The sequence below is a fragment of the Micromonospora sp. NPDC048170 genome (genome assembly GCF_040652795.1).
Lineage (GTDB): Bacteria > Actinomycetota > Actinomycetes > Mycobacteriales > Micromonosporaceae > Micromonospora.
Genome location: NZ_JBEZMR010000037.1, coordinates 14,559 through 34,208 on the forward strand (window position 1 = coordinate 14,559; position 19,650 = coordinate 34,208).

Sequence of the window (19,650 nt, forward strand, 5' to 3'; positions counted from 1 at the left end):
ACCGGGCGCCGACGCCCCAGGGACGCGGCCGGTACCGGGCGGTGCGCCGGCCCGCGCCACACCCAGCATCGTCCGCCGCGCCCGGCGGTCGCACCTTCGCACGTGCCGCGCCGGTCAGCGCACCGCGTCGGCGTGCTCGGCGGCCGTCGCCGGCTCGTCCGCCGGTGGCCGGCGGCGCAGCATCGGCACCGGGATCAGGGACACGAGCCCGGCGGCGACCGCCAGCACCACGTAGTTGGCGGTCGCCAGCACCACCCCGGCGACCACGCTGGCCACGGCCGAGGCGGCCCACACGAGAGCGTCCACCCGGCCCTGCACCGCCCGCCGGGCGTCCGGGGTCAGCGCCTGGGTGAGCAGGGCGCTGCCGCCGACGAAGGTGAGGTTCCAGCCCCAGCCGAGCAGGAAGAGCGAGACCACCAGGCGGGTGAGGCCGCTGCCGTGGGCCGCCGGCCACGACGCCACCACGACGGCGGTGACCAGCGTGCCGATGCCCGTCAGGATCGCGGCCCGGCCACCGAAGCGGTCCGAGAGGTAGCCGGAGAGCGGCGCCAGGGCGAACATGCCGATCATGTGGCCGCTCAGCACCACCCCCACCGCCGTGAGGCCGTGGTGGTTGCTGCTCATGTGCAGCGGCGTCATGGTCATCAGCGCGACCATCGCCAGCTGCCCGGCGATCATGGACACCAGCGCGACGGACACCACCGGGTGCCGCCACACCTGCGCGGGGGTCGGATCGGTGGCGCCCTGGCGGGCCGCGGTGCGCGACCGGGGCATGGCGGTGGAGGCGAGCACGCAGATGCCGGCCGCCAGCATGGCCACGAGGAACGGCCCGGCCAGGTCCGGCAGGCCCAGCCGGCCGGCGGCGGTCGCGCTCGGATCCAGCAGGTTGGGCCCGAAGATCGCACCGACGGTGCCCGCCCAGACGACGACCCCGACGGCCAGTCCCTGCCGGCGGGGCGGGTACAGGTCCGCCGCGCAGTACCGCGACAGCTGCGCCCCGCCGTTGCCCACGCCGAGCAGCGCCATGCCGAAGATCAGCAGAAGCACCTGCCCGCAGGCCACCGCCGCGCCGGCCACCGCCGCGCCCACGATCGCGACCAGGTAGCCCAGCGCCAGCGCGGAGCGGGTGCCCCGGCGCGACATCAGCGCGGCCAGCCAGAGCGTGCCGGCCGCGGTGCCCAGCACGCCGGCCGCGTTCGGTACGCCGCTCCAGGTCTCGGTCAGCCGTTCCGCGCCGATCAGCGTGGACGCCGTGCTGGCCCCCACCATGGAGGTGTTGGTGGCGGCCACCCCACCGAGCAGGGCCGCCATCGACCGCCGCCGGCCGGCCGTTCCCACGTCGACGCTCATGATCGTCCTTCCGTGACGAGCAGTGCCACCGGCAGGCGGCCGAACAGGTCCCCGACGCGGGGCGCCGACGAACGGACCGGCTCACCGGTGAGCACGTCCACCCAGCCGTCGGCGCCGCCGGGCAGGGGCACCACCGTGTCGGCCCATCCGCCCCGTTCGGCGAGCCGCACCGGCAGCCGGGTGGCCAGCGCCACGACGCCGGCGTGACCGCCGCGCGAGAAGCCGACCAGGTGCTCCGCCGCGCCCCCTTCCGCGTGGACCGGGCGGTAACCCCGGAACAGCCGGGGGCTGTCCCGACGCAGCCGCAGCACCCGCGAGGTGACCAGCAGCTTGGCCGCCCCCGTGTCGTCGACCGGCGGCGTACGTCCCGCGTCGATCCCGGCCAGCAGCCGCCGCCGGGCCGCGAAGTCGACCGGGCGGCGATTGTCCGGATCGACCAGCGAGTAGTCCCACAGCTCGGTGCCCTGGTAGACGTCGGGCACCCCGGGGCCGGCGAGTTGCAGCAGCTTCTGGCCCAGCGAGTTCGACCAGCCGGGCGGGGCGATCCGGTCGACGAAGGCGCGGACCTCCGCCGCGAGCGTCCCGTCGGCGAGCACCCGGGCGGGCCAGCTCGTGACGCCCTCCTCGTAGTCCGGGTCCGGGTCGAGCCAGTTCGTGCGGACCCGCGTCTCGCGGGCGACCTTGAGCAGGTAGGCGGAGAGCCGCTCGGGACCGATCGGCCAGGCGCCGAGCAGGGTCTGCCAGGCCAGCGGTTCGAGCAGGGGATCGCCCAACGGCTGCCGGGCGGACCAGCGGCGGAAGCGGTCGGCGTACGCCTCCGGCAGCTCGCTGAGCACCGCCAGGCGGGCCCGTACGTCCTCCGAGCGCTTGGTGTCGTGGGTGGACAGCGTGGTCATGGTGGCCGGCCAGCCCGCCTCCCGGGCCGTGTTCGCCGCATGCAACTCATCCGGGGACACGCCGAACCGGCCCGGGTCGACGCCCACCTCGTTGACCGCGACCAGGCTGTTGTGCCGGTAGATCGCCGTGTCCTCGACGCCCTTGGCCATCACCGGGCCGGTCGCCTGCTGCACCCGCACCGCGAGCGGGCCGGTCGGCCGGGCGACCATCTCGTCCCGGACGGCGGTGAGGACCTCGCGCAGGCCGGGGCGCCGTCGGGCGGCCCGCTCGACCGCCTCGTCCAACGCCCAGCGGTGCTGCGGGAGGTAGGACCGGTAGACGGGAAACTCCACCAGCAGGGCCCGGACGGCATCCGCGCGGTCGGCCGCCGGGCAGCGGGGCAGCAGCGCGGCGACGAGTCCCTCCACCCGTCGTGCCTCGGCGACCAGCATCGTCGCGACGACCTGTTCGCGCGCCTCGCGCACGACGTCGGTCAGCGCGGTGCCGGTCAGGCCGGCCACCTCGACCAGCCGCTCCCGGCCGGCCGGGGCCACGAAGACGCCGCAGATCTCGGCCAGGGCGTCGTAGCCCGTGGTGCCGTCCACCGGCCAGCCCGCCGGCAGTTCCTCGCCGACGCCCAGGACCTTCTCCACGACGATCCACGCCCCGGGCACCGCCGTGCGCAGCCGTCGCAGGTACCCCGAGGGGTCGGCCAGGCCGTCCGGATGGTCGACGCGCAGCCCGGCCACCTGCCCTTCCCGCACCCAGCGCAGCGTCTCGGCGTGCAGCGCCCCGAACACCTCCGGGTCCTCCGTGCGCAGGCAGGCCAGGGTGTCGATGTTGAAGAACCGCCGGTACGTCAGGTCGGCCGCCCCCCGACGCCAGGACACCAGCCGGTAGTGCTGGCGGCCGTGCACCTGCGCCACCGTGCCCTGCCCGGTGCCGGGCGCCAGCGGGAACCGGTGCTCGTGGTAGACCAGCGCGTCGTCGGCGACCTTCAGCTCCCCCTCCGCGGCCACGCCGCCGTCGCCGTCGTCACCCAGCACGGGCAGCAACAGCCGGCCGGCCGACCAGTCGACGTCGAAGTACCGGGCGTACGGGGAGGACGCCCCGTGGCGCAGCACGTCCCACCACCACGGGTTCGCCGCCGTGTCGGCGACGCCCATGTGGTTGCAGACGACGTCGACCACGAAGCCCAGCCCGGCCTCGGCGAGCCGGCGGGCGAGCGCGAGCCGCGCCGGTTCGCCGCCCCGTCCCGGGTCTGCGCGCGTCGGGTCCACCAGGTCGTAGCCGTGCGTCGAGCCGGGTGTCGCGGCGAGCAGCGGGGAGGCGTAGAGCGCCCCGACACCGAGGGCGACCAGGTAGTCGGTCAGGCCGACGGCGTCGGAGAGGCCGAGGTGGGGGCCGAACTGGAGGCGGTACGTGGAGGTGGGTGCCGCCATCAGCCGGTGAACCCCCTGGCGCGGCGGGTGGACGCCCGCCGGTCCCGGCCGTACGTCTCGGTCAACCGCCGCAGCCGGAACTCCAGGCCGGGGGTCAGCGCCTCCATCCGGAACCGCCACCGCCAGCTCCCCTCGGCCTGCCCCGGGACGTTCATCCGGGCCGCCGGGCCCAACTCCAGCACGTCCTGCAACGGCAGGACGGCGAGCTCGGCCACCGACGCGAAGACGGCCCGCGCCATCGACCAGCAGATGCCGTCCGGCACGCCGCCGAGGTAGCGCTCCACCCGCAGCCGCTGGTCGGCACTCGACTCCTCCCACCAGCCCAGTGTCGTGTCGTTGTCGTGCGTCCCGGTGTAGGCCACGCAGTCGGTCGGGTAGTGGTGCGGCAGATGCTGGTTCTCGTCCCCGGCGAAGGCGAACTGGAGCAGCCGCATGCCCGGGATGCCGGCGTCGACGCGCAACTGCTGCACCTGCGCCGAGGCGGGCCCCAGGTCCTCGGCCAGCATCACCACCTCGCCGAGTTCCTTGCGGATCGCCTGGAACAGCGACGGGCCCGGCCCGGCCCGCCACCGCCCGCTGCTCGCCGGCTGGCCCACCGGCACGGCCCAGTAGCGCAGGAAGCCCCGGAAGTGGTCGAGGCGGATCATGTCGTACAGCTGGGTCATCCGCCGGACGCGGTCGACCCACCAGGCGTAGTGGTCCTCCCCCATCAGGTCCCAGCGGTACAGCGCGTTGCCCCAGACCTGGCCGTCGGCGCTGAACTCGTCGGGCGGGAACCCGGCCACCGCGGTCGGGTGGCCGTCCGCGTCCAGTTGGAAGAGCTCCGGGGCGGCCCACGTCTCGCAGCTGTCCGTGCCGGCGAACATGGCCACGTCGCCGATCAGCTTGATGCCGTGCTCCCGGGCGTGGTCGCGGACGGCGGCGAAGTGCGAGGCGAACAGGTACTGCTCGAAACGGTAGTAGTCGAGGCGGTCCCGCGCGGTGTCGTCGAGGCGGGCCAGCGCGGCCGGGTTCCGCCGGGCCAGCGGCGCCGGCCAGCTCGTCCACGGCCCGCCGTGCCGTTCCCGTAGCGTCATGTAGCGGGCGTAGTCGTCCAGCCACCACGCCTGCTCCCGGGCGAACGCCTCGCTGTCGGCGGTCGGCGTGAAGGCGGCGTACGCCCGGGCCAGCAGGTCGGCCTTGACGGCGCTCGCCGCCGGGTAGTCCACGGTGTCCTGCGGCAGTTCCGGCACGGCGGCCAGGTCGGCGGCGGTGAGCAGGCCCTCGTCGCGCAGCCGGTCCACGCTGACGTAGAGCGGGCTGCCGGCCAGTGTGGAGCAGGCCTGGTACGGGCAGCCGTCCGCGCCGACGGGGTTGAGCGGCAGCACCTGCCACACGCTCTGCTCGGCGGCCACGAGGAAGTCCAGCCACTCGATCGCGGCCGGCCCGAACTCACCCACCCCGAACCGGCCCGGCAGTGAGCTGGGATGCAGCAGGATCCCGCTACGTCGGTTGACCGGCACCCGAGTCGTCCTCCCGTCCTGTCCCCTGTGCCGGGGCGCCGACGCCGACCGGCACGCGCACGTACAACTCTTCGTACCGCCCGGCGGCCTCGTCCCACGAGAACCGGGCCCGCATGCCGCGCTCCCGCAGCCGCGCCCACGTCCCCCGGTCGGCGCGGCGCGCGACCACCTCCGCGAGCAGGGCGACCAGGTCGGGCGCGCGGTAGCCGTCGAAGGAGAAGCCGAGCCCCGTCGCGGCGACCGTCTCCGCCATGCCGCCGACCCGCCGCACGACCGGCACCGATCCGTACCGCAGCGCGATCAGTGGGGCCAGCCCGCACGGCTCGAACCGGGAGGGGGCGAGGAAGGCGTCCGAGCCGGCGTACGCGAGCCGGGCGACGGCCTCGCCGCTGTCCGGGTGGTAGGCGACGTTCGGGTGGTAGCGGGCGGCGCGGTGCATCGCCCGCTCGTACTCGGCCCCGACGCCGACGACGACGAGTTGCAGCCCGAGGGCGGCGATCTCGTCGATGCCCTCCAGCAGCAGGTCGACGCCCTTCTGGTCCACCAGCCGCCCGACGAAGGCGAACAGCGGCACGTCCGGATCGGTGTCCAGGCCGCTGCGTCGCTGGAGCACGCGCTTCGCCACCGCCTTGCCGGCGAGGTCGCGCACGTCGAAGGGGGCCGGCAGGTGCGGGTCCGTGGCGGGGTCGAAGTCGTCGTAGTCGACCCCGTTGAGGATCCCGTGGTAGTCCTCGCCCCGGGCCCGCAGCAACCCTTGCATCCCGACGCCGTGGGCGGGCGCGAGGGTCTCGTCCCGGTACCGGCCGCTGACGGTGGTCACCGCGTCGGCGTACCGGATGCCCTGGGCCAGCAGGTTGCCGGTGCCGTAGCGGGTCAGGTCCAGCTCGTCGGCCTTGTCGTGCGGGAACAACCCCTGGTAGGCGAGGTTGTGGATGGTCATCACGGTCCGCGGCGCCGCGTCGAGGGTACGCAGGTACGCCGGGACGTGCCCGACGTGCCAGTCGTTGCAGTGCACCGCGTCGGGCGGGGTCGCCGACCGGACGGCCAGCTCGGCGACCGCGCGGGAGAACAGCACGAAGGACGACAGGTCCTTCTCCACGTACCCCTCCGGCCGCTCCCAGTCGGGATGCTGCGGCGTCCGGAGGGTGAGGTACCGGACACCGTCGTGGTCGCCCAGGTCGTCGACGGTGAACTCGGCGCGCGACGCGCCCGCCGCGACCGCCACCGTGCCGACCCGGCGGCCGTCCGGCAGCCCGGCGTAGCCGGGCAGGAACAGCCGGACGTCGTGGCCCCGTCCGGCCAGCGCCCGCGGCAGGGCCCGGGCGACGTCCCCGAGACCGCCGACCTTGACCAGGGGCGCCACCTCGGAGGTGGCGAAGAAGACCCGCAGCGGGCGGCCGGCGCTCACGCCGGCGTCCCCGCTGGCGTCCCCGGCAGGGTCGCCGGCAGGGTCGCCGGCCCCACCGCGGTCGACAGGCCCGCGATCGGGACGCCGGCGAGCCGCAGCTCGACCCCGGCGCCGCGCCGGGCGACGCTCAGCGCGGCGAGGTCCGGCGTGGTCCAGGTCGCGCCGACGGCCCGCAGGGTTGGCGCGTCGCCGACGCCGACGGTCACCGCCCCGGCGGACGACGCCGCGCGTACGCCGCTGGGCGCGTCCTCGACGACGAGGCAGTCCGCCGGTGCCAGCCCGAGCCGGCGCGCCGCGAGCAGGTAGCAGTCGGGCGCCGGCTTGCCGCGTGCCGTGTCGCCCCAGGTGACCATGGCGTCGAAGGCCGACGCGACGCCCAGGTGGTCGACCACCCGGCGGGCCCGGCGCGCGGAGGCGCCGGTGACCAGTGCGAGGCGGACACCGGCGCCGCCGAGCGCCGCCAGGATCTCCCGGGCACCCGGCACCTCCACGAAGGCGAGGTCGGTCTCGGCGGCCCGCACCCGGCGCAGGATCTCCTCCCGGGTGCCGGGGGCGAGGTCGCCGAAGAGCGCCGAGACCGAGTGTTCCGGGGAGCAGCCGAGCACGTCGTCGCGGATCGCCGACGGGGACAGTGCCCGACCGTGCCCGGCGGCCAGTCCCCGCCAGAGCGACAGGATGGCCTCGGTCGAGTCGATCAGGACACCGTCCAGGTCGAACAGCACACCGGCGAAGACGGGGACCGGTCCGGACGACATCAGCCTCCCGCCACGGCGGGCAGGATGGTCAGCGAGTCGCCGTCGCGCAGGCGGGAGTCGAGCATCCCGCTGGTACGCACGTCGACGTCGTTGACGTAGAGGTTGACGAAGCGGCGGAGCTGCCCGTCCTCCCCCATCACGCGTCCGCCCAGCCCGGGGTGCCGGGCCTCGAGGTCGGCCAGCACCTCGGCGACGGTCTCCCCGTCGGCGGTCACGTACTTGCTGCCACTGGTGTAGTTGCGGAACACGGTCGGGATGCACACCTCGACTGCCACGGTCGGCTCCTCGGTCAGTGGGGGATCTCGTCGCCGGGCATGGCGCCGGCGAGGTACGACAGCCGGCCGGCCTCCACGGCGTGCTTCATCGCCTGCGCCATCAACATCGGCTCCCGGGCCTTCACGAGGGCGGTGTTGACCAGCACCGCCGCCGCCCCGAGCTCCATCGCCAGCGTGGCGTGCCGGGCGCTGCCCAGGCCACCCTCGACGACCACGGGGATGCCGACCGCGTCGATGATCTGGCGGATCGGGCGGGGGTTCGGGATGCCGTGGCCGGAGGCCACGGGGGCGCTCATCACGCGCAGCGCCGCGCAGCCGAGGGCCTCCAGCTCCTTCGCGACGGCGAGGTCGGGCAGGATGAACGGCATCACCGCCCAGCCCTGCTCGCGCAGTTGGGCGGCGACCTCGACGGTGGCGCGGTTGTCCGGCTCGTTCGTCCGGCCGCGTACGTCCAGCTTGAACACGGTGATGCCGTAGGCGTCGTGCAGGATGCGTACGGTCTTCCACGCGCTCTCGGCCGACCGGGCGAACGAGGTCGTGCCGATCCACAGGTACTTGTCGATGGCGATCTCGTCGGCCAGGTCGGAGAGCAGGAGACTCGAACGGTTGTTGTCGGGGTCCACGGTGGTGATGAAGACCTGCGAACCGGTCGCCTCGAGCACCTGGCGGATCACCGACGGCGACATGTACTGCTCGATGCCGACGAGCAGGCGTGAGGTCAGCTCCGTGTCCCCGAGCCTGACCCATGCGTCCCGGAGGCCAGCGACCTCCATCGAATCCACGGACATGTACACCCTTTCTGGTCGGGGCCGGGCACGGACCAGCGGCCGAGAGCGGCGGCCCGGGCGGGGACGGGGCGGGGCCCACGAATCCGCGATGACCCGGACGCGCCGTCAGCCGGCGGGATGACCGGTCGGTCCGTCACAGGAGTTGCGATGAGAAGCTTGGTCGCCGTGGAGGGATACGGCATCTTCCAACGTGCGGCGCTTCGTGGCGTACGGGTCATTGATTCTTGACGGAGACGGTGATATCTCGTAACAGCCGAGGCCGGCCTGGAGGAACGGCAGCCGTCACCGTCGGATCAGGACCTCCGGCAGCGGCTTGCGCACCAGGTTCGGCACCGTCGCGTCGGGTGCCGGATACCCGACCGGCATGACCACGTACGGGCGCTCCTCCGGCGGCCGGTCGCACACCTCGTTGAGGAAGCGCATCGGGCTGGGCGTGTGCGTCAGGGTGGACAGGCCCGCGTGGTGCAGCGCCGTGATCAGCATGCCGACCGCGATGCCCACGGATTCCTTGACGTAGTAGGGCCTCGGGGTCCGGGGGCCCTGGTGCACCTCGAACACCACGATCACGACCGGCGCCACCTCCAGGAAGGGCTTGTGCCAGTCCGTACCGATCGGGGCGAGCGCCTCCAGCCACTGTGCCGACGCGCGGCGGGCGTAGAACTCACGCTCCTCGGCCTCGGCGGCCTCCCGCAGCCGGCGCTTGCGGGCCGCCTCGGTGACCACGACGAAGCGCCACGGTTGCAGGTTGGCGCCGCTCGGCGCGGTCGCCGCCGCGCGGATCGCCTCCTCGATCACCTCCATCGGCACCGGTTGCGGCGAGAAGTGCCGGATGGAGCGTCTGGCAGCCATCCGGTCGGCGAACGTGCGCGCCGTCCGTAGCATCTCCCCCTTCATGGGCGAGTCGTGTCCGAGGTCACCGGTCGTTGCAGCCATGAGCGCCTCCCCGCGCGATCGACCGGTCCAGCATCGCCCAGCGACGCGGTTCGTGTTTACGCAACCGTGCGCACTTCGGCCCCGAGTGGGGGACGCTCGGGCCGGCTCACCCGTCCGCCGACGAGCCCTGCCCGGCGGGCACCGCGCCGAGCGGTCGGCGCCCCTCGGCGGGCTCGGTCGCTCCGGGTGTGGCGAGGATCCGGGCCGTCAACGCGGCCAGCAGCGCGGTCCGCTCCGGCATCCGGGCGACGTCGACGTACTCGCCGCGCGCGTGCGGCAGGCCACCCACCCCGCCCAGACCGTCCAGGGTCGGTACGCCGAGGGCGCCGGTGAAGTTGGCGTCGGAGGCGCCCGGGGCGGCGACGCCGCGTACGGCCGGGAGTTCGAGCTCCGCCGCCACGGTCTGCGCGATCCGCAGCAGCGGCGTCGACACGGAGGCTGGCATCGGGTACCTGTTGATTCCGCCGCTGACGGCCAACCGCGCCTCGGGCAGCCGGGGCGTCAGCTCCCGGACCAGCCGGTCCACCCGGTGCAGTTCCTCCCGGGTCCAGGCCCGCACGTCGACGCAGAGGACGGCGGATTCGGGCACCACGTTCGTCATCGTGCCGGCGGACAGGGCCGTCGGGGTCACGCTCGTCTCCCCCGCCGCGAAGGACTGCACCGCGAGGACGTGGTGGGCGAGTTCGACGCCGGCGTTGACGCCCCGGTGCGGTTCGACGCCGGCATGCGCCGCCCGGCCGCGCACCGTGATCCGGTAGACGGATCCGCCCTTGCGCGCCACCTTCAGGTCGCCGCCCTCGGTGCTCGGCTCGCCGACGAGCACCGTCCCGGAGCGCCGGGCCTGCTCCTCGATCAGGGGCCGGGAGGTGCTCGACCCGCTCTCCTCGTCGCAGGTGAGCAGCAGCCCGACCCGCGAGGTGTCCGGCAGCAGTTCCAGCGCGGCGAGCATCTGCACGATCCCGGCCTTCATGTCGCAGACCCCGGGGCCCGTCGCGGTGCTCCCGGTGATCGTGAAGGGCCACTCCCGGATGGTGCCCGCCGGCCACACCGTGTCGTAGTGGCCGAGCAGCAGCACACGTTGGTCGGCAGCCGCCCAGAGCAGGTGCGGCAGCCCGTCGAGGATCACGCGACGTCCCCGCCGGCCCAGCGCGGCGTCGCCCCACGCCTGGAGCAGGTCGGCGCAGGCGGCCAGTTCCGGGCCCGCCCCCGGTGGCGACTCGCAGGTCACCAACCGGCGCAGCCGCGCCGTCATCACCGCCGCCCGGGCCTGTGCCCCACGCCGAAACGCATCGACATCCACCATCAGCTGATGGTGGCACCGCTGCCCCGCCGGCCACAGGGCACGACGCCCGACACCGCACGCAGGCGGTGGTACCGACCCTGACACGGCACATTGGAAGACAGGCCACGAGAGCCGGGGCGCGTGCCGGACGGCGAAGTTGCCGTCGGGAACGCGCCCCGGGGTGCGGACTGGGAATCCGTCAGTGACTGCCCTCGAGCTGGCCGCGTAGCTTGCCCAACGCGCGGGCGAGCAGGCGGGAGACGTGCATCTGGGAGACGCCGACCCGCGTGGCGATCTCGCTCTGGGTGAGGTTGCCGTAGAAGCGGAGGGTGAGGATCTTCTGCTCCCGCTCGTCGAGGGTGGCGAGCGCCGGCCCGAGGGAGGCCCGCAGCTCGGCCAGCTCGAACTCGCCGTCCTCGGCGCCGAGGGTGTCGCCGAGCTCGGTGGCGCTGTCGCCGTCGCCGATGGGGGTGGACAGGGAGACGGCGTTGTAGGCGCGGGCGCCTTCGAGCCCTTCCAGGACCTCTTCCTCGGTGATGTCGAGGTGGGCGGCGATGTCGGCGACCGTCGGCGCGCGGTTGAGCGTCTGGGTGAGGGTGCCGTTGGCCTCGGAGATGCGCAGCCGCAGTTCCTGTAGGCGGCGCGGCACCCGGATGTTCCAGGTGCGGTCGCGGAAGTGGCGCTTGATCTCACCGAGGATCGTCGGGATGGCGTAGCCGGCGAAGTCGACGCCCCGGGAGGCGTCGAACCGGTCCACGGCCTTGATCAGCCCGAGGGCCGCGGTCTGGGCCAGGTCACCGTTGGGCTCACCACGCCCGGTGTAGCGGAAGGCGAGGTGGCGGGCCAGCGGCAGCCACGCCTCGATCGCCCGCGCACGCAGCGCCGGCCGGTCGGGATGCCCCTCCGGCAGGGCGGCGAGGGCCACGATCAGCTCGCTCGCGCGGGTCTCGTCGGCGGTCACCGTGCTGGTGACGGCGTCGGTGGTGGTCGGCGCGGTGGTCGTGGTGATCATGCTGCCCTTCCTGTCCCGCAGGCGCGGCGCGCCGGGAACCGGCGGCCGCCGTGGTCCCCACCCTAGACCAACGGCTGCCAGCACATCAACCGAACGGCCGATGGATAAAAGCGACAGGAGGCGCCATACATGGCGCGAATGATGTGGGCCCCGCCACGCGCCCCGCCTCTGCGCCGATCCGACGCCCACAGCACGCCGCCCGGCCGGGGGCCGCCCGCGGTGCCGGCGCTCTCCGCCTGGCGCCGCCGCCGGCCGGTCCTCGGTGACGTCGGCGCCGCCGCGTCGGTCAGGTCACCAGCCCCAGGCGCGGCGTGCGGTACGCAGCCGGCCTGTCGATACTGGGGGGCAACTTCCACCCCCCGTGCCCCGGGACGTCCACCCGGCGGCGCAGAAGAGGAGACATCATGACCGACACCGCCGTGAAGACCCGTGCCGTCGGCTCCACCGTCCGGCTGCTGTCGATCCTGGTCATCGTCGCCGGTGTGATCATGCTGATCGGCGGGGCCGCCACCTGGTTCACCGTGCAGAGCCAACTCGCCGACGAGCGCATCACCGTCTCCGACGACGCGGACTGGTTCGCCGGTGAGAAGATCGACGGCCCGCTGACCGCGTACGCGGAGGCCGAGGTCATCGAGAAGCACTCGCTGGAGGCCAGCGGCGGCAAGACCTACGCCGAACTCGACCGGGAGGACCCCACCCGGCAGACCGTCATGACCGGCTCGTTCCTCCGGTCCTCCCTGTTCACGTCGGTCGTGTCCTTCGGAATCGCGGCGATGGTGATGGGCCTCGGGGTGGTGCTCGCCCTGATCGGATACTCCCTGCTGTCCCTCTCCCGCCGGATCGACGCCCTTCCGACGGCGTCCAGCACGTCCTGACCCGCGCCGACGGCCGGCCCCGGTTGCCAACCGCGTGGCCGGCCGTCGCGGCGACGGCCCACGTCGGGGTGGACTCCACCCTCGCGTAGGGTCGGCACCACCCCGGTCCGGCCCCGCCGGACGACCCCTGCCCCGCGGAGCCGACCCCATGACCGAGATACGTGGGACCACCCGGGTGTACGCGCTGCTCGGCGACCCGATCGCGCAGGTACGCGCCCCCGGGCTGCTCAACCCGGTGCTGGCCCGGCGCGGTACCGACGCGGTGCTCGTCCCGGTCCACGTGGCGCCGGCAGACCTCAGCCAGGTGGTGCGCGGGCTGCAACGGGTGGCGAACCTGCACGGGATGCTGGTCACGGTGCCGCACAAGGCCGCCGCGCTGGACTTGGCGGACCGGGCCAGCGACCGCGCCCGCCTGGCCGGCAGCGCCAACGCGCTGCGGCGTGAGCCCGACGGGACGTGGACGGCGGACACCTTCGACGGTGACGGGTTCGTCCGCGGGCTGGCACAGGCCGGGCACCACCCCCGGGGCCGCCGGGCGTGCGTGGTGGGCGCGGGCGGGGCGGGCAGCGCGATCGCGGTGGCCCTGCTCGACGCCGGTGTGGCGCAACTGTGGCTCAGTGACACCGATCCGGGTCGACTGGAGACGCTGCGACGGCGGCTGTGGGCCGCGTACCCCGGCCGGGTCGACGCGACGGCACGACCGCGACTGGCCGACGCCGACCTCGCGGTCAACGCCACGCCCCTGGGACTGCGCCCCGACGACCCGCCGCCGTTCGCGGTGGCCGACCTGCCGGCGGGCGCCGTGGTCGCCGACATCATCATGACTCCGGCCGAGACGGTCCTGCTGGCCGAGGCGCGGGCCCGGGGCCTGCGGGCGCATCCCGGCGAGCCGATGCTCGCCCACCAGATCGACGCCTACCTCGCGTTCTTCGGGCTGTGACCCGACCGGCCGCCCGTCGTCCGGTTCCACCACGGCGGGACCGGTCCGGCACGGCGACTCGCTGATCATCCTGTCGGGCTCACCTGTTACGGTCGCGCCGCCGCTGCACCAGTCGGACCGGAGGTAGGCGTGATCAGCTCGCACGTGTCGTCGTTCGTCGGATTACCGGTAGTGCCCTTCACCCCGGGAATGACACTTCCCGACGATCCGTCGGCGGTCGCCTGGCGGCTGGAGGTCGAGGACCACGACGCGGCGCCCGAGGAGCTCACCGACCTGGTCGCGGCGCTGCGCGAGCAGGTGCCGGCCGACGCGGTGCGCGCCCTGGTGATCGGCGAGTGGGGCGAGGCGTACGAGCGGCCGCTGCCGATCGAGCCGCTGGTGGAGGCTGCCGGGGAGTGGACCGGGCTGCGGGCGGTCTTCCTCGCCGACCTCACCTACGAACAGTGCGAGATCTCCTGGCTCACCCACGGCGACGTCACCGGGCTGCTCACGGCATACCCGGCGCTGGAGGTGCTGTGGGTACGCGGGGCACAGGGCCTGCGGCTGGAGCCGATCCGGCACACCGGGCTGCGGGAGCTTCGGTTCGAGTCCGGCGGGCTGCCGGCCGGGGTGGTCCGCGCCGTCGGCGCGTGTGAGCTGCCGGCCCTGCACCGGCTGGACCTGTGGCTCGGCCGGGAGAACTACGGCGGCGACGCGAGCGCCGAGGACCTGGCCGGGGTGCTCTCCGGCACCGGTCTGCCCGCCCTGCGGCACCTCGCGGTGTGCAACGCCGAGATCGCCGACGCGGTGGCGGCGGCCCTCGCCACCGCACCGGTCGTCCCCCGGTTGGAGGTGCTCGACCTGTCGATGGGCACACTGACCGACGAGGGCGCGGAGGCTCTGCTGGCCGGCCAGCCCCTCACCCACCTGGCGCGGCTCGACCTGCGCCACCACTTCCTCTCCGAGAAGACGGCCGCGTCGGTGACCGCCGCACTGCCGGGTGTGCGGGTCGACCTGGCGGACCCGCAGGTCGCCGACGAGTACGACGGCCACCTGTACCGCTACACCGAAGTCGGGGAGTGACCGGCGGTGGCCTTCGGCTCCCACGCCCGCCACTTCGCCGGCCGACCGGTCGTCGACGTCCCCGTCGACGGCCCCCTGCCCACCGTGGACGGACCGGTCTCGTGGCGGTTCTCCGTCTGGCACTTCGACCAGACGGCCGTGGCGGACCAGCTCTCGGAGGAGTTCCGGGTCGCGTTCGACCGGTTCGTCGCGCAGGCCGGGCCGTCCGTGGAGTCCCTCGTGATCGGCGCCTGGGGCTACGCGGCGTTCCACCCCGCCCCGATCGCGCAGCTCTGCGCGTCCGCGTCGCGGCTGCCCGCCCTGCGCGCCCTGTTCCTCGGCGACATGACCAGCGAGGAGTGCGAGGTCTCGTGGATGAAAGTCGGCGACGTCAGCCCGCTGCTGACGGCGTACCCGCAGCTGGAGTCGCTGACGGTTCGCGGCGGTGAGGAGTTGGCCTTCTCCCCGGTGCGGCACGCGCGGCTGCGGGAGCTGGCGGTGCAGAGCGGCGGGCTGCCCCGGGCGTTCGTCGGCGCGGTGCTCGACTCCGAACTGCCCGCGCTGACCGACCTGGAGCTGTGGCTCGGCACCCCCGATTACGGGGGCGACGCCGAGGTGGCCGACCTGGCCCCGCTGCTGGCCGGCGAGCGGTTCCCCGGGCTGCGCCGGCTCGGCCTGCGCAACGCGGAGATCGCCGACGACCTCGCCCGGGCGCTGGCGGCGGCCCCGGTGGTGCCCCGGCTGGAACGGCTGGACCTGTCGCTGGGCACCCTCGGCGACGAGGGCGCGGCGGCCCTGCTCGCCGGGCAGCCGCTGACCCACCTGGCGGAGCTGGACCTGCACCACCACTACCTGTCCGACGAGGCGGCCGCGTCGGTGACCGCCGCGCTGCCGGGCGTCCGGGTGGACGTGTCGGACCAGCAGGAGCCCGACGAGTACGACGACGAGAGCTACCGCTACACGGCGGTGTCGGAGTGACATGCGCCTGACCGTCGTCGGCAACCCCGACAACCGCCGGGTCGACCTGTTCACCCGGGCGGTCCTCGATGCCGGCCTGCCCCGGCCCGCGGTGCTGCCCTGGGCCGACGTGCTGACCGGGGCGGCGCCGCCGACGGCCGGCACGCTGGTACGGGTCGACTCGCCCGGCGAGGACGCCGAGGTGGGCCGCCTACTGCGCCGGTCCGCCGCCCCGGCCCGGCACGGCGAGCTGATCGGCCTGGCCGACACGTACGCCGGGCTGTTGCGGGGCCTCGGCCGGGTCGCCGCCGGCGGCGCGGAGCTGCTCAGCGATCCGGCGGACGTGGCGGTGCTGTGCGACAAGCGGCGCTGCCACGCGCGGCTCTCCGCCGCCGGGGTGCCGGTGCCGGCCGCGCTGCCACCCGTGCACGGGTGGGAGTCGCTGCGGGCGGCGATGGCGGAGACCCGCTGGAGTCGGGTGTTCGTCAAGCCCGCGCACGGCTCGTCCGCCGCCGGGGTCGTCGCGCTGGCGGTGGCCGGGCGGCGGGTGCAGGCGGTCACCACGATCGAGGCGACCCCGGACGCGCTGTTCAACTCGCTGCGCCCGCGCCGCTACACCGACGAGACGGAGGTCGCCGCGATCGTCGACCGGATCGCCGGAGATGGCCTGCACGTGGAGCGGTGGCTGCCCAAGGCCGGGATCGGAGACCGGGTGGTCGACGTGCGGGTGGTGACGGTCGCGGGGCGGCCCACCCACGTCGTGGTGCGCGCCGCCCGGGGGCCGCTGACCAACCTGCACCTCGGCAACGCGCGTGGGGATCTCGCGGAGCTGCGCGCGGCGGCCGGGCCGGCCGCCTGGGCGGCGGCGATGGAGACCTGCGAACGGGTCGCCGGCTGTTTTCCCCGCACGCTCCAGGTCGGCATCGACCTGATGTTCCTCGTCGGCTGGCGGCGGCACGCGGTGGCCGAGGTCAACGCCTTCGGCGACCTGCTGCCGGGGGTGCTCACCGACGGCCGGGACACGTACGCCGAGCAGGTGCGCGCCCTGACCGACGGCCGGTGGACGCGTTGGCGGTCGGCCTCCGATCGGGAGCCGGTGCGCGTCGGCGCGACCGATCGGGAGGCGACGCACGTCGGCGCGGCGGGGCGGGAGATGCTCTCGTGCGGAGCCTGATCGGCAGCCACGACCTGCTCCTGCTCACCCTCGACACGCTGCGCCACGACGTCGCCGCCGACCTGGCGGCGCGGGGGCGCACCCCGCACCTGGCCCGGGCGCTGCCCGGCGGCCGGTGGGAGCGCCGGCACTCCCCCGCCAGCTTCACCTACGCCGCGCACCACGCGTTCTTCGCCGGTTTCCTGCCCACCCCGGTCGCCCCGGGCCGGCACGAGCGGCTGTACGCGGCGGCGTTCCCCGGCAGCGAGACGTCCGGCGCCGACACCTGGGTGTTCGACGCCCCCGACCTGCCGACCGCCCTCGCCGGCGTCGGCTACCACACGCTCTGCCTGGGCGGGGTCGGGTTCTTCAACCGGCGCAGCCCGCTCGGGGCGGTGCTGCCGGGCCTGTTCGCCGAGGCGCACTGGGATCCGGAGTTCGGGGTCACCTCCCCCACCTGCCTGGACGCCCAGCTCGACCGGCTGGCGGAGGTGCTGCCGCGGGTGCCGGCACGCCAGCCGCTGTTCACGTTCCTCAACGTCGCCGCCCTGCACCAGCCCAACCGGCACCACCTGCCCGGTGCCGAGGCCGACGACCTGGCCAGCCACGGCGCCGCCCTGGAATACGTCGACGGCCGGATCGACCGGTTGTTCGCCCTGCTCACCGGCCGGGGCCGACCGGTGTTCGCGATCGTCTGCTCCGACCACGGCACGGCCTACGGGGAGGACGGCCACACCGGCCACCGGATCGGCCACGACGTGGTGTGGACCGTCCCGTACGCCCACTTCGTCCTGCAACCGGGGGAATGGTGACCAGCACCGACACGGGCCTCGACGGCTCGCCGTACGAGCAGTACCTCTACGCGTACCCGCACAAGACCTCGTACCGGCCGCTGCGGCCCCGGCCGCTGCTGGCGGACGTGTGGCGGGCCGAGGCGCGCGAGGCGCTCTTCCTCTACGTGCACCTGCCGTTCTGCGAGATGCGCTGCGGGTTCTGCAACCTGTTCACCCGCGCCAACGCGCCGGCCGAGCAGGTGACCGCCTACCTGCGGCAGCTGCGCCGGCAGGCCGGACGGCTCGCCGACGCGCTGGGCGGCGACGCCGGCTACGCCCGCGCGGCCTTCGGCGGCGGCACCCCCACCTACCTGAGCGCCGACGAGCTGACCGAGCTGTTCGGCATCGCCACGGCGATGGGGGCCCGGCTGCCCGGCGTACCGCTGTCGGTGGAGACCTCGCCGGCCACCGCGACGCCGGACCGGCTCGCGGTGCTCGCCGCGCACGGCACCACCCGGGTCAGCATCGGCGTGCAGAGTTTCCTCGACGCCGAGGCCCGCGCCGCCGGCCGGCCGCAGCGCCGCGTGGAGGTGGAGGCCGCCCTGGCCGCGATCCGCGACGCCCGCATCCCCGTGCTCAACATCGACCTGATCTACGGCATCGACGGGCAGAGCGCCGACACCTGGCGGGAGAGCCTCGACGCGGCGCTGGCGTGGCGGCCGGAGGAGCTGTACCTCTACCCGCTCTACGTGCGTCCGCTGACCGGGCTCGGGCGGCGGGCGCACGGCCGGGCGGACTGGGACGCCCAGCGGCTCGCCCTCTACGAGCAGGCGGTGGAGGCGCTGGGCGCGGCCGGGTACCGACAGGAGTCGATGCGGCAGTTCCGTCGGGCCGACGCGCCCACCCCGGACGGGCCGGACTACTGCTGCCAGGACGACGGCATGGTGGGCCTGGGCTGCGGCGCCCGCTCCTACACGACGTCCCTGCACTACTCGTTCGACTACGCGGTGGGCGTGTCGCAGGTGCGGGCGGTGCTCGACGACTACCTGGCCCGCCCGGCGGACGACTTCCGGTACGCCGAGTTCGGGTTCACCCTGGACGACGCCGAGCAGCGCCGCCGGTGGCTGCTCAAGTCGCTGCTGCGCGCCGACGGGGTCGATCCGGTGGCCTACCGGGCCCGCTTCGGCCGCCCGCCCGGCGACGACTTCCCGGAGCTGGGCCGGCTGGTCGAGCGGGGGTGGGCCGGCGACGGCGGGCTGCGGCTGACCCCGGCCGGGCTGGCCCGTTCCGACGCGATCGGCCCGTGGCTGACCTCGGCCCGGGTACGCGACGCGATGACCGGGTACGTGCCGAGGTGAACCTGGCGATCCTCTACCGGGGGCCCCTGGCGAGCTGCAACTACGACTGCCCGTACTGCCCGTTCGCCAAGCGGCACGACCCGCCGGAGCTGCTGCGTGCCGACCGGACGGCGCTGGAGCGGTTCGCCGGCTGGGTGGCGGCCACCACCGACGTACGGCTGTCGGTGTTGTTCACCCCGTGGGGCGAGGGGCTGACCCGCAGCTGGTACCGGGACGCGATGGTCTCGCTGTCCCACCTGCCGCACGTCGACCGGGTGGTCATCCAGACCAACCTCGCCGCCCGGGTGGACTGGCTGGCCGACGCCGACCCGGGCGCCGCCGCGCTGTGGACCACCTACCACCCCGGTCAGGTCGACCGGGGCCGCTTCCTGCGCCGCTGCGCCCGGCTGTCCGAGCTGGGCATCCGGTACTCGGTCGGGGTGGTCGGCCTGCCGGAGCACCTCGCCGAGGCGCGGGCGCTGCGCGCCGCCCTGCCCGACGGGGTCTACCTGTGGGTGAACGCCGCCGAGGGCCGGCGCTACGACGCGGGCGAGGAGGCGACCTGGACGGAGCTGGATCCGCTGTTCGGCTACAGCGTCCGCCCGCACGTGTCGCTCGACCGGCCGTGCCACGCGGGAGAGACGGCGATCTCCGTACGCGGCGACGGCACGGTGCGCCGCTGCCACTTCATCGACGAGCCGATCGGCAACCTCTACGACGGGTCGTGGCGCTCGGCCCTGCGGCCACGGCCGTGCGGCAACGCGGTCTGCGACTGCCACATCGGGTACGTCCACCTCAAGCCGCTCGGCCTGCGGGACGTCTTCGCCGGCGGGGTGCTGGAACGCATCCCGGCGGCCTGGCCGTCGGTACGCCGACCGGTGCCGGTAGCCGTAGGGGGGTTCGCCGAGGGGGCGGCCCGGCACGGGCCGGACCGCCCCCTGGAGGGGTGAC

At 74.6% G+C, this 19,650-nt stretch carries 18 protein-coding genes; 8 read left to right on the top strand and 10 right to left on the bottom strand.

Annotation, left to right across the window (positions count from 1 at the left end; all coding sequences use genetic code 11):
* Positions 1-114 precede the first annotated feature (114 nt).
* The 10 genes from AB0D32_RS29200 to AB0D32_RS29245 form a co-directional block, all read right to left on the bottom strand.
* Positions 115-1,350, bottom strand: coding sequence for an MFS transporter (locus AB0D32_RS29200; protein WP_357097101.1), 1,236 nt, complete (start codon positions 1,348-1,350; stop codon positions 115-117).
* Positions 1,347-3,668, bottom strand: a complete 2,322-nt coding sequence (gene treY / locus AB0D32_RS29205) for a malto-oligosyltrehalose synthase (protein WP_357097103.1) — start codon at positions 3,666-3,668, stop codon at positions 1,347-1,349. The genes AB0D32_RS29200 and treY overlap by 4 nt, the downstream gene beginning before the upstream one ends.
* Entirely contained in the window at positions 3,668-5,170 is a 1,503-nt protein-coding gene (gene malQ, locus AB0D32_RS29210; RefSeq protein ID WP_357097105.1) for a 4-alpha-glucanotransferase, read from the bottom strand. The genes treY and malQ overlap by 1 nt, the downstream gene beginning before the upstream one ends.
* The gene (locus AB0D32_RS29215; RefSeq protein WP_357097107.1) at positions 5,151-6,578 is read right to left on the bottom strand and encodes a glycogen/starch synthase; all 1,428 of its coding nucleotides are present in this window, start codon (positions 6,576-6,578) and stop codon (positions 5,151-5,153) included. The genes malQ and AB0D32_RS29215 overlap by 20 nt, the downstream gene beginning before the upstream one ends.
* Positions 6,575-7,333: an HAD family phosphatase gene (locus tag AB0D32_RS29220; RefSeq protein ID WP_357097109.1), complete on the bottom strand. Its 759-nt coding sequence runs from the start codon at positions 7,331-7,333 to the stop codon at positions 6,575-6,577. The genes AB0D32_RS29215 and AB0D32_RS29220 overlap by 4 nt, the downstream gene beginning before the upstream one ends.
* Positions 7,333-7,608 (bottom strand): MoaD/ThiS family protein, encoded by a 276-nt coding sequence (locus AB0D32_RS29225; protein ID WP_357097111.1) that lies wholly within the window; start codon positions 7,606-7,608, stop codon positions 7,333-7,335. The genes AB0D32_RS29220 and AB0D32_RS29225 overlap by 1 nt, the downstream gene beginning before the upstream one ends.
* Positions 7,609-7,622: 14 nt before the next feature.
* The gene (locus AB0D32_RS29230; RefSeq protein ID WP_357097113.1) at positions 7,623-8,396 is read right to left on the bottom strand and encodes a thiamine biosynthesis protein ThiG; all 774 of its coding nucleotides are present in this window, start codon (positions 8,394-8,396) and stop codon (positions 7,623-7,625) included.
* A gap of 282 nt (positions 8,397-8,678) precedes the next feature.
* Positions 8,679-9,278: a nitroreductase family protein gene (locus AB0D32_RS29235; protein WP_357097164.1), complete on the bottom strand. Its 600-nt coding sequence runs from the start codon at positions 9,276-9,278 to the stop codon at positions 8,679-8,681.
* A gap of 157 nt (positions 9,279-9,435) precedes the next feature.
* On the bottom strand, positions 9,436-10,632 hold the full coding sequence (locus tag AB0D32_RS29240; RefSeq protein WP_357097115.1) for a M20/M25/M40 family metallo-hydrolase: 1,197 nt from the start codon (positions 10,630-10,632) through the stop codon (positions 9,436-9,438).
* Between the two features lie 178 nt (positions 10,633-10,810).
* The gene (locus AB0D32_RS29245) at positions 10,811-11,623 is read right to left on the bottom strand and encodes a SigB/SigF/SigG family RNA polymerase sigma factor (RefSeq protein ID WP_357097117.1); all 813 of its coding nucleotides are present in this window, start codon (positions 11,621-11,623) and stop codon (positions 10,811-10,813) included.
* Positions 11,624-12,027: 404 nt separating this feature from the next.
* Here AB0D32_RS29245 and AB0D32_RS29250 point away from each other — a divergent pair, with 404 nt between their 5' ends.
* The 8 genes from AB0D32_RS29250 to AB0D32_RS29285 all read left to right on the top strand — a co-directional run bounded on the left by AB0D32_RS29250 (position 12,028) and on the right by AB0D32_RS29285 (position 19,649).
* Positions 12,028-12,498, top strand: coding sequence for an aromatic ring-opening dioxygenase LigA (locus tag AB0D32_RS29250; RefSeq protein WP_357097118.1), 471 nt, complete (start codon positions 12,028-12,030; stop codon positions 12,496-12,498).
* 148 nt (positions 12,499-12,646) lie between these two features.
* Entirely contained in the window at positions 12,647-13,438 is a 792-nt protein-coding gene (locus AB0D32_RS29255; RefSeq protein ID WP_357097120.1) for a shikimate dehydrogenase, read from the top strand.
* Between the two features lie 189 nt (positions 13,439-13,627).
* Entirely contained in the window at positions 13,628-14,500 is an 873-nt protein-coding gene (locus AB0D32_RS29260) for an STM4015 family protein (RefSeq protein WP_357097122.1), read from the top strand.
* 6 nt (positions 14,501-14,506) lie between these two features.
* Entirely contained in the window at positions 14,507-15,457 is a 951-nt protein-coding gene (locus AB0D32_RS29265) for an STM4015 family protein (protein WP_357097124.1), read from the top strand.
* A gap of 1 nt (position 15,458) precedes the next feature.
* Positions 15,459-16,610 (top strand): STM4014 family protein, encoded by a 1,152-nt coding sequence (locus AB0D32_RS29270; RefSeq protein ID WP_357097126.1) that lies wholly within the window; start codon positions 15,459-15,461, stop codon positions 16,608-16,610.
* A complete protein-coding gene (locus tag AB0D32_RS29275; RefSeq protein WP_357097128.1) occupies positions 16,598-17,401 on the top strand; it encodes an STM4013/SEN3800 family hydrolase in 804 nt (267 codons plus the stop codon). The genes AB0D32_RS29270 and AB0D32_RS29275 overlap by 13 nt, the downstream gene beginning before the upstream one ends.
* Entirely contained in the window at positions 17,398-18,720 is a 1,323-nt protein-coding gene (locus tag AB0D32_RS29280) for an STM4012 family radical SAM protein (RefSeq protein ID WP_357097130.1), read from the top strand. The genes AB0D32_RS29275 and AB0D32_RS29280 overlap by 4 nt, the downstream gene beginning before the upstream one ends.
* Complete coding sequence (locus AB0D32_RS29285) at positions 18,717-19,649, top strand: STM4011 family radical SAM protein (protein ID WP_357097133.1); 933 nt, start codon at positions 18,717-18,719, stop codon at positions 19,647-19,649. The genes AB0D32_RS29280 and AB0D32_RS29285 overlap by 4 nt, the downstream gene beginning before the upstream one ends.
* The last annotated feature ends 1 nt before the right edge of the window (position 19,650 follow it).

What these genes read in the sequence shown, in the direction of transcription:
- AB0D32_RS29200 (WP_357097101.1), bottom strand. Translation starts at nt 1,350, where the DNA reads ATGAGCGTCGACGTGGGAACGGCCGGCCGGCGGCGGTCGATGGCGGCC.
- treY (WP_357097103.1), bottom strand. Translation starts at nt 3,668, where the DNA reads ATGGCGGCACCCACCTCCACGTACCGCCTCCAGTTCGGCCCCCACCTC.
- AB0D32_RS29220 (WP_357097109.1), bottom strand. Translation starts at nt 7,333, where the DNA reads ATGTCGTCCGGACCGGTCCCCGTCTTCGCCGGTGTGCTGTTCGACCTG.
- AB0D32_RS29230 (WP_357097113.1), bottom strand. Translation starts at nt 8,396, where the DNA reads ATGTCCGTGGATTCGATGGAGGTCGCTGGCCTCCGGGACGCATGGGTC.
- AB0D32_RS29235 (WP_357097164.1), bottom strand. Translation starts at nt 9,278, where the DNA reads ATGCTACGGACGGCGCGCACGTTCGCCGACCGGATGGCTGCCAGACGC.
- AB0D32_RS29240 (WP_357097115.1), bottom strand. Translation starts at nt 10,632, where the DNA reads ATGGTGGATGTCGATGCGTTTCGGCGTGGGGCACAGGCCCGGGCGGCG.
- AB0D32_RS29245 (WP_357097117.1), bottom strand. Translation starts at nt 11,623, where the DNA reads ATGATCACCACGACCACCGCGCCGACCACCACCGACGCCGTCACCAGC.
- AB0D32_RS29250 (WP_357097118.1), top strand. Translation starts at nt 12,028, where the DNA reads ATGACCGACACCGCCGTGAAGACCCGTGCCGTCGGCTCCACCGTCCGG.
- AB0D32_RS29255 (WP_357097120.1), top strand. Translation starts at nt 12,647, where the DNA reads ATGACCGAGATACGTGGGACCACCCGGGTGTACGCGCTGCTCGGCGAC.
- AB0D32_RS29260 (WP_357097122.1), top strand. Translation starts at nt 13,628, where the DNA reads ATGACACTTCCCGACGATCCGTCGGCGGTCGCCTGGCGGCTGGAGGTC.
- AB0D32_RS29270 (WP_357097126.1), top strand. Translation starts at nt 15,459, where the DNA reads ATGCGCCTGACCGTCGTCGGCAACCCCGACAACCGCCGGGTCGACCTG.